Genomic DNA, 12,360 nt, shown 5'->3' with positions numbered 1-12,360 from the left:
CATGGACGGCAGGCCGGTCAGTGAGCGTGAAAAAGGCTCAGCTCTTTTGCGGATCGCCAATCTTGAACAGACGCGGCAGCGGCGCCTTACTGGCCGGACCGAACCACTGGTCGTAGATCTTCGCGGCGTTGCCGTTTGCTTCGAGCCCCGTCAGCGTTTCGTTGACGGCGCCAAGCAGCCGCGCCTCGTTCTTCGGCACGCCGACACCTTCATAGTCGTTCGAAATCGTGAACGGCGGGATCTCGTACTTCTCCTTGTCGGGCACGTTGGCGAGCAAGGCGACCAGCTTCGGGCCGTCCTGCGTGATCGCCTGTACGTTGCCCGCACGCAGCGCGGCGAATGCGAACGGCGTGTCGTCATAAGCGACGATGGTCGCGGACGGGAACTGCGCGCGGACCTGCTGCTCGTTCGTCGTGCCCTTGTCCGCGCCGATCCGTAAGCTGCCCAGTTGCTGCGGCGCTTTCAACACGCCCTTCTTCGCGATGAACTGGGTGCCCGACGCGAAATACGGCGTGCTGAAATCGATTTCCTTTTTGCGCTCGTCGGTGATCGTGAAGTTCGCGAAGACCAGATCGACCTTGTTCGACTTCAGGAAGGCAATCCGGTTGGCGGGATTGGTCGTCTGAATCTCCAGTCTGACGCCGAGCTTCGCTGCGACGGCGCGTGCATAGTCGACATCGAGGCCGACGACCTGATTCGTCTTCGGGTCGACGAAGCCAAAGGGAGGGTTGCTGTCGAAGGTCGCAACACGTAATACGCCGGCTTTTTTGATGTCGTCGAGTCGATCGGCATGCGCGACGCCCGACACGGTCAGCAGCAGCCCGAGGACAGCGGCGCTGCGAGTCCAGATTTTCATATGCGAATCCCGTGGTTATCGGTTCAATGCTTTTGTATTGTTTCGGGCAGCCCCGTGCCCTTGGCGCAGACTGTAGCAGCGCGCCATATCGAACCGAACCAACGATTTGTCAGGTGCTAAGTCGTCGCCGTCATAACGGCGACGTCACGGTTGTGCGCAGCGAGGATTCTCGACGGGCAAAAGCGAAGGCGAAGGCCGCCGTGCGCGGCCGTATCGCCCCCGGGTCCTCCGCTATCTACAGAACCCTGTTCTTGTCGAGCTTCTTACCAGCCGCGGCGTTGTAGCGCTCGACATAGTCGCCAAGCAAGGTCCGAATGGCGTGGCCTATCTTCCGATAGTCGGACTCGTTCAGGTTGGCGAGCGATACCCGCCCGGACGGATGCGCCGTGCCGAAGCCGCGCCCCGGCAACAACACCACGCGCGCTTCCCGCGCGAGCCTGAAGAGCAGCTCGGACGGCTCGGTATTCTTCAGGAGCCAGTCGACGAAATCGCGTCCATACGCCCGTTCGCCGAGGAACTCCAGGTCGAGAATCGTGTAGTAATCGACCTGATTCGTGTCGGTGTCCTCGAATGAAATGCCCACCTCGTCGTATAGCGCACGCTTGCGGCTGCGGATCAGGCGCTTCAACGCGTTCTTGTAGGCGTCCGGTGTGTCCATCAGCGAGAACAGCGAAAACAGCACCATCTGCACCTGCTGCGGCGTCGACAAACCCGCTGTATGGTTCAGCGCGACAGTACGGCTGTCGGCCACGAGACGGTCGATGAACTTGAGCTTGTCCGGCTCGGTCGTGATCGACTCGTAACGCTCGTGCAACTGCTTCTTCGCGTCTTTCGGCAACTCGGCGATCAGCTTGTCGAGCACGTTGTCGCGATGCGTCGCGATCGTCCCCAGACGCCAGCCGGTTGCGCCGAAATACTTCGAATACGAGTACACGAGGATGGTGTTCTTCGGCGCGAGCGCGAACAGCGACACGAAGTTGTCGGCGAACGTGCCATACACGTCGTCGGTGAGCAGGATCAGGTCGGGCCGCTCTTTCACGATGTCGGCAATGTATTTGAGGCTCTCGTCGCTGATCCGCACGGAAGGCGGGTTGCTCGGATTCACCAGAAAGAACGCCTTCACCTTCGGGTCGCGCAGCTTGTCGAGTTCTTCGTTGGAGTATTGCCAGTTGTTCTCGACGCCGGCATTAAGATTGACGACGTTCAGTTGATAGTCGTTCAGACGCGGAATCTCGATGTAGGGCGTGAAGATCGGCATGCCGAGTGCGATCGTGTCGCCTGGTTTGATCAGGTGATTCTCGCGCATCGTGTTGAAGATGTACGTCATCGCGGCCGTCCCGCCTTCCACCGCGAAGATGTCGAACTCGCCGATGAATGGATGATCGCCGATCATCTCGCGGCGCAGATACTGTCCGACGATCAGTTCGGACAGCTTGAGCATGCGGTCGGGCACCGGATAGTTCGATGCGAGGATCCCCTCGCACATTTCATACAGGAAGTCGCCGGCCGAGTACCCCAGCTGATCGCGCACATACGACACCGCACCGCGCAGGAAGTCGATACCCGCGACGCCCTTGTTCTCGCGCAGAAACAGATCGAAGCGTTCCGTCAGGCCTTCGCGCTTCGGAAACCCGCCGATGCCTTCCGGCATATACGCAAACGAACGCTCCGATTCGCGCATCGCAAAGAGGCCGAGTTGCCAGAAGCCGTGGCGCGGAATGGTCGCGAGAAAGTTCGGATTGCCGCGCCCGGCGTTGAGCATCGACAGGTTCGCCCCTCGCTCGACCGCGCCGCCACCCGCCGCCTTGATCAATTCGTCTTTCAGTTCGAACGGACTGAGTGCGGCCAGTTTCGCCGCCTTGCCGGCATCCTGCTTGTCCCGCTTGCTCATTTGTGCTCTCCAGAATGAAGTCGCCCGGATCGACGTCGCCCCTTGCCACGCCCCAGGCTCAAGCCAGAATCATGATGATGATCATCCCCCAGATCGTCAGGAGCGTATTGCCCACCGCGTAGGTCACGGTGTAGCCCAGTCCCGGGATCTGGCTTTTCGCCGCGTCGCAGATCATCCCCAGCGCAGCGGTCGTGGTTCTTGCGCCGGCACACACACCAAGCAGAATGGCCGGGTGAAAATGAAACACGTAACGCGCGATGAACATGCCGAGGATCAGCGGCACGGTGGTCGCAAAGATCCCCCACAGGAACAGACCCACGCCGAGGCTCTGCAGTCCGGAAACGAACCCCGGACCTGCCGTCAGACCGATCACCGCGATGAACACGTTCAGGCCGACCGAGTTCATGAACCAGACGGTGGGCTCGGGAATCCGGCCAAAGGTCGGGTGAATGGCGCGCAGCCAGCCGAACACGAGACCGGCGATCAGTGCGCCGCCGGCCGTCGACAGCGTGAGCGGTATTCCCGCGACATTGATGACGATCGCCCCCACCATTGCGCCGACGGTGATCGCAAGCGACACGAAGGCCACGTCCGTCATGTTGGTCGGCCGGTCCAGCACGCCGAGCACTTTGGCGGCGGCGCTCGTGTCCTGAGTCCGTCCGACGATCGTGAGCGTGTCGCCGCGATACAGTTTCGTGTTGGGCAGCACGGGAATCTGCGTTTCCGTGGGCCCCCGCTTGATCTTCCGAAGATAGACGCCGCGCGCGAGCGGCAAGCCGGCAAGCTCCTGCAAGGTCTTGCCGTCCACCGCCTTGCTCGTGACATAGACGTCCACACCTTCCGCCGGTACGGACAGCAGTTCGGCGTCGTCCACTTCCACCGCGCGCCCCGTGCGAACCGGGATCACCGGATCGTCCGCAGCACGCCCGCTCGTGCTGCTGGTCCCGAGCACCGAGACCAGTTGGTCACGCGGACCCGCTATCGCGATGACATCGTCCGCCTCCAGAACCAGATCGAGGGTCGCCTCCTGAATCGTGCCGCCGCGCCTGACGCGCTCGATAAACAACCGCGTATTCTCAGGCTGCAGCGCTTCGACCTGACTGACCGTCTTGCCGCATATCCGGCTGTCCGACGCGATCCGGTACGCGCGCAGTTCGTACCGGTGCCAAGCCTGGCCTGCGCCCCCCAGTTCGGTGGTGCCGCCAAGGCTCGCCTCGTATTCCTTGCATGCCGCCACCAGGTCGATGCGCAGAAGCCTGGGCCCAAGTGTCGCGAGGATCAGCGCGGAGCCGACCGTGCCGAAGATGTACGTGATGGCATAGGCGGTCGGCATCGCATCGAGCAGCGTTTTGGCCTGATCGGGCGGCAACGCGAGCCGGTTGATGGCATCCGTCGCGAGCCCCATCGAAGCCGAGATGGTCTGCGATCCGGCGAAGAGTCCGGCCGCGGAACCGATGTCATAACCCGCCATTTTCGCCGCGAGAACCGCCGCGCCTAAAGACAGCAGACATTGCACGACGGAAAACAGCGCCTGCGGCAAGCCGTCCTTGGCGATGCCGCGCACGAACTGCGGCCCGACCCCATACCCCACGGCAAACAGAAACAGCAGGAAGAACACCGATTTGACGTTGGGCGAGACGGTGATATGAAGCTGCCCGATTGCGATCGCAGCCAGCAACGTTGCGGTGACCGCGCCGAGACTGAAACCCTTGAAGCTCTTTCCGCCGACCCAATAGCCGATGCCAAGTGAAAGGAATATCGCGATCTCGGGATAATGTTGTAGGGTTGCAACTATCCATGCCATCGTAGCCCTCGTCTGCGGTTCACCCGTTGACACCGATGGGCATACGGGTGTGTTGTCGATGAATCGTGGCCGCCGCCTTTCGTCCGGAGATGTGCAGTCTCCCGAATCGGTCGCTCTCCGCCGTTACGATGGTTCTTTTCGCGGCCTCGGACAATACGACCTTGGTCCCACAAACCGCGTGAAAGCCGCCCTGACCGTTACTCATTGCTTGAGGATCTTCCAGGGTCCGTTGCCCTGCTTGCAGACAGTCGGCGTCCAGCTTTGGGTCTGGCCTTTGGCCATCGCGACCAGCGTTGCGGTGCGGCAGGTTTTATCGCCCTTCTTCGTCGTGCCGTGCGGCGTTATCGTGCCGGTGATCGAAACGGAGTTGCCGGTGCCGGCATTGCTCCACGCCAACGATTCGTCATCCTTCTTTGTTTCGAGCGCAATTTGCGCCGCATCGTTAAGCGCTTTACGGTCAGCGTCCCTCATATAGCTGACGGGTGTGTCCTTCAGGAAATTCAGGTTCGTGGCATGGCTGAAGCTCGCGCCGGCCAGCAGCGCGGCGCCCACGATCCATTGCGGGAACCGGTGTACGGCCATGCGCACTGGGGCTGGCATAGGTCATCTCCGTTAATAGCCGATGCGGCCACACGCTACGTCGTAGCCCTGGGCGCCGCATCGGGATTATCGGCAACGTTCCGGTTCGCCTGGAACTCGTCGATGAGCTCCGCCACCGAACTGCGTCGGCCGATATGGCCAAAGCGCTCTTCGAGACCTTCCGCGCGCAGGATGTCCCGCACCTCCGCGTGGGCGGCCACCACTTTTATGGCCGTGCCGGAGGCCTGGAGCGCGTCGTGTAACGCCTTGAGCATCCGCGCCCCCGCGAGGTCGACAACCGGCGACGCGGACAGGTCGCAGATCACCAGCCGGACCGGCTCGGGCGCCGCGCGAATCTGCCGCCAGATCGTCTCGCGCACGTGCTCGACATTGAAGTACAGCAGCGATGCCTCGACACGCACCGTCAGTACATGCGCAATCGCTTCGTTCTCGGCGTGCCGCTCGATGTCCGAAAAAAAGCGCGTGCCCGGAATGCGCCCAAGAATCGCCACGTGCGGGTGCGCGGCGCGCCGGATGATCAGCAGCATCGATACCAGCACCGCGACGATGACGCCGTTCAGGATTCCCAACATGAGCACCGCCGCGAACGCGACCATGGAGATCGCGAATTCAAAGCGGCTCACTCGCCAGACATGGCGCAATTCGCGGAGATCGACGAGTCCCTTCACGGCCACCAGCACGATGGCCGCCAGCACGACGTTGGGCAGATTGGCCAGCAACCCGGCAAGGAACATCAGACAGAGTCCGATCGCAATCGACGCGAATACGAGTGCGAGCGGGGTCTTCGCCCCGGCCTTGTCGTTCACCGACGATTGGGAAAGTCCGCCTGCGACCGGGTAGGACTGGAACAGTCCCGCGGCCAGATTCGCCGCACCCAGACCGAGCAGTTCCTGGCGGGCGTCGATTTCGTAGCCGTTTTGCTGGGCGAGCGCGCGCGCCGCCGAGACGCTCTCGACATACGCCAGCAGCAGACACGCAAAGGCGAGCGGGATCACACCATCGACATCGCGCAACCGCAGCCCCGGCAGGTGGAACTCGGGCAAGCCTTGCGGCAGCGCGCCCACGACCTTGAATCCGGCGCCCGCCAGCGGCGTGATGGACAACACGACGATCGAAGCCGCGACGACGACCAGCGCAACCGGGCGCCCCGGCAGGAATTTCTCGCCGAGCAGCAACAAGGCAACGCAGGTGAGCCCAAAGGCGAGCACGGCGAGGTTGGTCTGCGAAAGCTGGCCGCCAAGCACGGTGATCCGCTCGAAGAACGACTCGCCCCCTCCCTTTACTCCGAACAGTTTGGGCAGTTGTGTCATCGCGATGGTGAGCGCCGCCCCTGCCTTGAAGCCGAGCAGGATCGTCTCGCTGATGAAATTGACCAGCGAACTCAGGCGCAGCAGCCAGGCCACCAGACACATGCCGGCGATCAGCACGGCCGTGAGCGCCGCGATCGAAGCCCAGCGCACCGGATCGCCGCCGGCCATCCCTGCGACCGTCACGCCGACCAGCATCGAGATCGCCGAAGTCGGACCGATCGCCAGTTGTCGCGACGAGCCGAACAGCGCGTAGAAAAGGCCGCCGACCAGATACCCGTAGGTCCCATATTCCGGCGGCAAGCCGGCCAGCGACGCATAGGCGAGCGATACCGGAATGCCGTAGGCCGCGAGCGTCACGCCGGCTATCGCGTCGTGCGCGAGCCATCGGGGCTCGTAGCTGCGCAGCCACTGCGCGGGAGGAAACGCTTGGCGCCACCCGTGTGCGGGCGGGTCGGCCGTCACCGGTTCGGTGACGCTGGATTCCCTGGTCAACGTAGCGCCTCGCGTACAGAAGCCGGCTCGATGGAAAGACGGGCGTACTTTAGTCAGGTGCTCGAAGGCATGACGACGTCCGCGCGGCCCGTTCCCTTTCTCAAGCGTAGCCGGTGCGCCGCGCAATCCACATAGGACCTTGGTCCTAGGTGATTTCGTGCACGCATCGGCGCTGTCCGGTTCAAAACGGGTTCGTCGTTCCAAGCGGACTCAGAACGGTTCCTTGATGCGCTGCCACGTGCCGTCCGGGTCGAACACCGTGACAGGCGCCGCATGCTCGCCGCGATTTTTCTGGTAGATCACGCCGTTGTTGTTGACCACGAAAGTCATCACCCCGCTCGTGCCATATCGGGCCGGGTACGCGACCATCGCGAAGCCGGCGATCATGTGCCCGTTGATGACATAGCTAAAGACCCCGCCCGGGGCGCTCTTGCCTTGCCTCGTCAGGATGCGGAAGTGATAGCCGCGATAAGCGTCACCAGCCTTGTGCCCTTTCAGGTACGCCGAGCTCGCCGCGATCAGCGGTCCGAATGGACTGGCCTCCTCGTCGCTGCCCTCGCCCGTGCGCCAGTAGAGGCCATCCTGCTTGCCGGGCGTACTGGCCAGCTTCTGCGCGTACTCGAGCAGGCCATCGTTGTTTCGATCACGCGACGCGTATTCGCGCTGCGCGTCGAGATAGGCGCGCAGCACCGCGATCGCTTCGCGCTCGTTCGCGCCGATGCGGCGGTTCGTGATTTCTTCTTCGCCCTGTTCAGTGGCAAAGCGCCAGGTGCCGTTCTCCTTCACGACGGGAATCGGCATCGGCCAGGCCTCGTCGCCGACCAGCAGAATCCGGCGATCCGGTCCGGCGTCCTGCAGCACGTGAAAGGCGTCGAGCTCCGCACTCGCCTTGGCCCAGTTCGCGGCGTTCTCCGCCTGATCCGGCGACACCACGAGGCTCTTGTGGGTGTCGCCGAATATCGCCACGAGCGTCGCTTCATCGCGATCCTTCAACGCTGCGGACAGCGCCGCCACGGCCGCCTCTGGTGTGGCAAATGTTCGTTGCGCCGCGCCGAGCGCGCCCAACGGAATCGACAGCGCGACGATCACCGCGCACAACCCGCACCGTGCAACGAGGCGGCGGCGCCAGTCGGCGCGTGGGTTCTTGCCAGTCATGCTGCGGGCAGTCATCGTCATCCCCCTAGCGCCGTCCACCACCGCGACCGCCACCACCGCGGCCTGAAAAACTGCCACCGCCGCCGCGACCGCCACCGCCCGACAATCCGCCGCCGGAATGCGCCGCCGGTGCGGTCCGTGCGGGCGTCTGGGAGATCGACTGACGGCTCGCCGCGCCTCTCGAACTATTCGCCTGGGCGTCACGCGCCGAACCGTAGCCGCTGAATGCGTCGCCCCCGGGCGATTGCGAGGCCCGCGCGCCCGAGTCCCGCGCACCGGCTTCGCGGGTGGCCGACTCCCGCGCACCCGCTTCCCGTGTCGCCGGCGTGACGGGACGCTGAGCGGCCAGGTCCCGCCCGCCGGCCGCCGCATTGCCGCCTCCCGCGCTGCCGCGGGCCGAGGGATCGCCGACTCGCGGCGTGCTCGTGGAGCGGCCCGTCGTACCGCTCACCTGGCCGGGCTTCTTGTCGGATCGCCATGCGGACGATTGCCCTGTCTCCGATCGCGAGCGGTTGACGTCGCCCGTATTGATGTTGCCTCGTTCGACATTGCGTTCCCGGTTGATGTTGATGTTGTTGTTGCCGCCGCCTCCGTAATGCGCTTCATAGTGTCCGCCGTGCCAGACGGCGGCCATCGCCGCGCCCCAGACCAGCCCCGTCGCGAGCGCCGCCCCCGGCGGGTACGGATAGTAGTAGACCGGATAGGGAGCAGGCAGGTAGCCATAGGACGGCGGTGCGCCGCTGACCACGACGGTCGTCGGGTTGTATTGCGGCACGTAGATCACCTGCGGATCGGCCGGGACGATCTTGATCACCTCTTTTTCGACCACCACGACCTGCTTGTCGTCGGACTTGAGCTGGCCCGCCGACTGCGTTTGACGCCGGAAGCGCTGAACCGCCTCGAGCACCGCGCCCTGATCGGTGACGACGGCTTCGCCGAGACCGATCGTCCAGTCGAGATCGGCGCTCATTTTCCTGGCGACTTCGGGGTAATTCAGCAGCGCCTTCACCGGGTCGTGCCAGCTTTCGTTAATCGCGAGCGTCTTGTCGCTCTTTCTCTGTTCGAGGAAGCGATCCGCCTGCACGATCTCCACCGGGTAAGTCGCTGCGGGAAGGATGATGGCGATGAGGTCGTCCGGATATAACGCAATGGGACCCACGAGTTTGTCGAGGGTCGCAGCGGGAATCGCGGCGGGTGCGCCGCCTTCCGCGGCCGGAGCTTGCGCTATCGAGGACGTCGCGCAAAACATGGCGCAGACCGCCAGCATCGCGGCAATCAGCGCATGGTTCGCTACCCGGGCGCGCGTCGAAACGTGAACCATCGCAGCGCGCCGCCAGCGCTCGACCGCCCATGCAAACGGGATGAGCCGTTCAAAAGCACGCGTAATGCGGTCCATTGATACTTCCCCTCACGCTTCGCCATTCGACCCGGACGGCGGTCTTTAAAAAGACAGTTATCCGAAACAACGGAAACGGGACGCGCACCTGGGCGTGCACAGATACAGTTTGGACCGCGGACGTGCCGCATTGCAAATACGACCTTGGTCCGATTGCGCGCCGCATGCCCGCGACGCCATCATGAGAGCGAACCTGCCATTGCTGCACGCACACCACCTCGCGCCCGACTCTGACAGGACCGCAATGATCGGGGCCGGCTAGCACGTCACGATCGCGTTGATGTTCGCGCGAACCGGCAACCGGCGATCTGCATTGGCGTGAGCTCACGCAAGGAGTCACCGTGACAACATGGACAAAGTACTGCCTGATCGCCGCTCTGGCAGGGTCGATGACGCTCGACGGCATGGCGCAGGGCAAACCCATTGCCTATCCCGCCAAGGGACAAAGCCCGCAAAAGCAGCAGCAGGATGACGGCGCATGTTATTCGTGGGCAAAGAGCAATACCGGCGTGGACCCGGCCACGATGGCCAACGCCCCGCCCCCGCCCTCCGGACCCGCCGTGGGCGGCGGTGAGCGCGTTCAGGGCGCCGCGCGTGGCGCAGCCGGAGGCGCGGTGATCGGCGCGATCGCGGGCGACGCGGGTAAAGGCGCGGCGATCGGCGCGACGACCGGAACGGTGGTCGGCGGATCGCGGGCGCGCCAGAACCGGCGTGCGGCCGCGGCCTCGTCGCAATCCCAGACACAGGGTGCCATGGACGCTTTCAATCGCGCCTATGCCGCGTGTATGGAAGGTCGCGGCTACACGATCAAATGAAGCATAGCGGCCAGCCAGGCCGCGAGACAACGCGCACCCAGGCGTTCAAGGAGAGCAGCATGAGAAGCAGCAAAATCATTGTCACGGCCGCGCTCGTGTCTTTCGCGACTGCAGGTTTCGCGCAGACGGAACCGAAAGTGGGCGTCAAGAGCGCCCCCGGCCAGGTCACCGTGACAGGCACGGTGAAGACGACGTCGACGGTGGTGGGTATCGAGCCGGCCACACGAACCGTGTGGCTGAAGAACGCCAAAGGGAAAGTCGTCCAGCTCGTGGTCGGTGAGGAAGCCCGCAACTTCGATCAGTTGAAGGTTGGCGACGTCGTCAACGCGGAGTATTCGGAGGCTATGACGATCACGCTCAAGAAGGGTGGCGCGCCTCTTGGCGCCAGTGAAAATCAGAGCATGGAGCGCACGCCGATGGGCGCCAAACCTGGCGGCACGGCCAGCCGGGAGGTGACGATCCTGGCCAATGTCACCGCCGTCAATCACCAGAGCGGCGTCGTGACGTTGAAGGGTCCGCAAGGCAATTCGGTGGATCTCGTCGTGCAGGACCCCGAACAGCTCAAGCTGATCAAAAAAGGCGATCAGATGGAAGTGCTTTACACCGAGGCCGTGGCCATTTCCGTCGAACCTAAGGCCAAATAGCCGCGCAGGTGGCGCAGGGGGAGAACGCCGGCCCAATCATCGTCCTCGCCGGGGTGTGCGTCGCATGCGTGCCGATCGAGTGCCGCTCGCCCGGCGTGTCTTCGACGGTTGCGCTCGATCGTGCCGTGCCGCACGCAAGGCGAGCGCTCAGCCCGGCCGTTTCGGCGAGATCTGTGTGCATGAGTTCCTTGCGCCGTTCCTCTGGATCCGAACAGACGATGGATGACCTCGCCCAACCCGTCCCGCAATCGCAGCCGCAACCGCCACCACCGCACCAGCCCGTTCGACCCACCGTCGATCTAGCCCGGATCGTGCTGGCGGTCAGCGCGCTTGTCCTGCTCGTCGGCGGCAGCCTCTACATCGTGCATCCGTTCGTGCCCGCGTTGATCTGGGGCGGCACGATCGTCGTCACGACCTGGCCGCTCATGCTCGCGATCCAGCAGCGGCTCGGCGGCCGGCGCGGCCTCGCCGTCGCCGTGATGCTGTTGCTGGAGATCGTGGTGATCTGCATCCCGACCTACGCCGCCGTGTCGACGCTTGCCGATCATTCGACCGAGATCATGAAGTTCGTCGAAGGCCTGCCCAACTATGCGCTGCCCTCGCCCCCTCGCTGGCTCTCCAGCGTGCCGCTGACCGACCGTTTCACGCAGGAATGGCAACGCCTGTCCGATGCGGGACCGGGCGGCATCCTCGCCAAAGTGGAGCCGTACGCCGCCGTCGTCGCGAAATGGCTGCTGGTTCAGATGGGTCTGGTGGGCGCGTTTGCCGTGCACCTGATCCTGATGCTCATCGTGTGCGGACTGCTCTACGGCAAAGGCGAGGCCACGGTCGGCCTCGTGACCGCATTGGCGTTGCGCGTCGCGCCGGGCAACGGCGCCAACATCGTGCACCTGACGGGTCAGTCGATCCGCGCGATCGCACTCGGTGTGGTGGTCACGGCGCTCGTCCAGGCTTCGCTCGGCGCCGCGGGAATCTGGCTGGCGGGCGTTCCATTCGCCGGTGTGCTGAGCGCGTTGATGCTCGTGATGTGCCTCGTACAACTGGGTCCGCTGCTGCCGATGCTAGGCTGCGTGATCTGGCTGTTCATGCATGATTCGCAGTTGAGCGCGATCGTGCTGCTGGTCTGGACCGTCTGCGTCTCGACGCTCGACAACGTCCTGCGGCCGATCCTCATCCGCCGCGCCGTGGCGCTGCCGCTGGTGCTCATTCTCTCGGGCGTGCTGGGCGGGCTGATTGCCATCGGCGCGGTCGGCCTGTTCATTGGCCCGGTCATTCTCGCCGTTACCTACCATCTGCTGCTGGCGTGGATCGACCAGCCGAACCGGGCGGCGGTGCAGGACAATGCGGCTGGTGTCATCCTGCACAGAAGCGATTGACGCGAGACCGCGCGCGGCTGA

Annotated in this window: 10 protein-coding genes; 3 read left to right on the top strand and 7 right to left on the bottom strand. The window is 64.0% G+C overall.

The genetic code is table 11. From position 1 onward, the window contains the following. Positions 1-37 precede the first annotated feature (37 nt). The 7 genes from ACZ9H4_RS19380 to ACZ9H4_RS19350 all read right to left on the bottom strand — a co-directional run bounded on the left by ACZ9H4_RS19380 (position 38) and on the right by ACZ9H4_RS19350 (position 9,504). Entirely contained in the window at positions 38-856 is an 819-nt protein-coding gene (locus ACZ9H4_RS19380) for an ABC transporter substrate-binding protein (protein WP_408149669.1), read from the bottom strand. Positions 857-1,091: 235 nt separating this feature from the next. After that, the gene (locus ACZ9H4_RS19375) at positions 1,092-2,747 is read right to left on the bottom strand and encodes a bifunctional aspartate transaminase/aspartate 4-decarboxylase (protein ID WP_408149667.1); all 1,656 of its coding nucleotides are present in this window, start codon (positions 2,745-2,747) and stop codon (positions 1,092-1,094) included. A gap of 58 nt (positions 2,748-2,805) precedes the next feature. Next, positions 2,806-4,551 carry an aspartate-alanine antiporter gene (gene aspT, locus ACZ9H4_RS19370; protein WP_476120322.1) on the bottom strand — a complete coding sequence of 582 codons (1,746 nt, stop codon included), beginning with the start codon at positions 4,549-4,551 and terminating at the stop codon, positions 2,806-2,808. Positions 4,552-4,752: 201 nt separating this feature from the next. Next, positions 4,753-5,103, bottom strand: coding sequence for an RT0821/Lpp0805 family surface protein (locus ACZ9H4_RS19365; RefSeq protein WP_408149663.1), 351 nt, complete (start codon positions 5,101-5,103; stop codon positions 4,753-4,755). An 83-nt stretch (positions 5,104-5,186) separates the two neighbouring features. Further along, positions 5,187-6,953 (bottom strand): SulP family inorganic anion transporter, encoded by a 1,767-nt coding sequence (locus ACZ9H4_RS19360; protein WP_476120319.1) that lies wholly within the window; start codon positions 6,951-6,953, stop codon positions 5,187-5,189. Between the two features lie 210 nt (positions 6,954-7,163). Further along, positions 7,164-8,129, bottom strand: coding sequence for a DUF2950 domain-containing protein (locus tag ACZ9H4_RS19355; protein ID WP_476120317.1), 966 nt, complete (start codon positions 8,127-8,129; stop codon positions 7,164-7,166). A 4-nt stretch (positions 8,130-8,133) separates the two neighbouring features. Continuing rightward, positions 8,134-9,504, bottom strand: coding sequence for a DUF3300 domain-containing protein (locus ACZ9H4_RS19350; RefSeq protein WP_476120315.1), 1,371 nt, complete (start codon positions 9,502-9,504; stop codon positions 8,134-8,136). Positions 9,505-9,893: 389 nt separating this feature from the next. Here ACZ9H4_RS19350 and ACZ9H4_RS19345 point away from each other — a divergent pair, with 389 nt between their 5' ends. The 3 genes from ACZ9H4_RS19345 to ydiK all read left to right on the top strand — a co-directional run bounded on the left by ACZ9H4_RS19345 (position 9,894) and on the right by ydiK (position 12,339). Continuing rightward, on the top strand, positions 9,894-10,319 hold the full coding sequence (locus ACZ9H4_RS19345; protein ID WP_408142489.1) for a glycine zipper family protein: 426 nt from the start codon (positions 9,894-9,896) through the stop codon (positions 10,317-10,319). A 59-nt stretch (positions 10,320-10,378) separates the two neighbouring features. Beyond that, positions 10,379-10,963, top strand: a complete 585-nt coding sequence (locus ACZ9H4_RS19340) for a hypothetical protein (RefSeq protein ID WP_476120390.1) — start codon at positions 10,379-10,381, stop codon at positions 10,961-10,963. Positions 10,964-11,181: 218 nt separating this feature from the next. Next, positions 11,182-12,339 (top strand): AI-2E family transporter YdiK, encoded by a 1,158-nt coding sequence (ydiK, locus tag ACZ9H4_RS19335; protein WP_408153020.1) that lies wholly within the window; start codon positions 11,182-11,184, stop codon positions 12,337-12,339. Positions 12,340-12,360: the final 21 nt, after the last annotated feature.

Source organism: Paraburkholderia sp. TE9906 (genome assembly GCF_056279605.1).
Note: the sequence above shows the minus strand (reverse complement) of the source record. Positions and strands in the feature narration are given on the sequence as shown.

What these genes read in the sequence shown, in the direction of transcription:
- ACZ9H4_RS19345 (WP_408142489.1), top strand. Translation starts at nt 9,894, where the DNA reads ATGACGCTCGACGGCATGGCGCAGGGCAAACCCATTGCCTATCCCGCC.
- ACZ9H4_RS19355 (WP_476120317.1), bottom strand. Translation starts at nt 8,129, where the DNA reads ATGACGATGACTGCCCGCAGCATGACTGGCAAGAACCCACGCGCCGAC.
- ACZ9H4_RS19340 (WP_476120390.1), top strand. Translation starts at nt 10,379, where the DNA reads ATGAGAAGCAGCAAAATCATTGTCACGGCCGCGCTCGTGTCTTTCGCG.
- ACZ9H4_RS19375 (WP_408149667.1), bottom strand. Translation starts at nt 2,747, where the DNA reads ATGAGCAAGCGGGACAAGCAGGATGCCGGCAAGGCGGCGAAACTGGCC.
- ACZ9H4_RS19350 (WP_476120315.1), bottom strand. Translation starts at nt 9,504, where the DNA reads ATGGACCGCATTACGCGTGCTTTTGAACGGCTCATCCCGTTTGCATGG.
- ACZ9H4_RS19380 (WP_408149669.1), bottom strand. Translation starts at nt 856, where the DNA reads ATGAAAATCTGGACTCGCAGCGCCGCTGTCCTCGGGCTGCTGCTGACC.
- ydiK (WP_408153020.1), top strand. Translation starts at nt 11,182, where the DNA reads ATGGATGACCTCGCCCAACCCGTCCCGCAATCGCAGCCGCAACCGCCA.
- aspT (WP_476120322.1), bottom strand. Translation starts at nt 4,551, where the DNA reads ATGGCATGGATAGTTGCAACCCTACAACATTATCCCGAGATCGCGATA.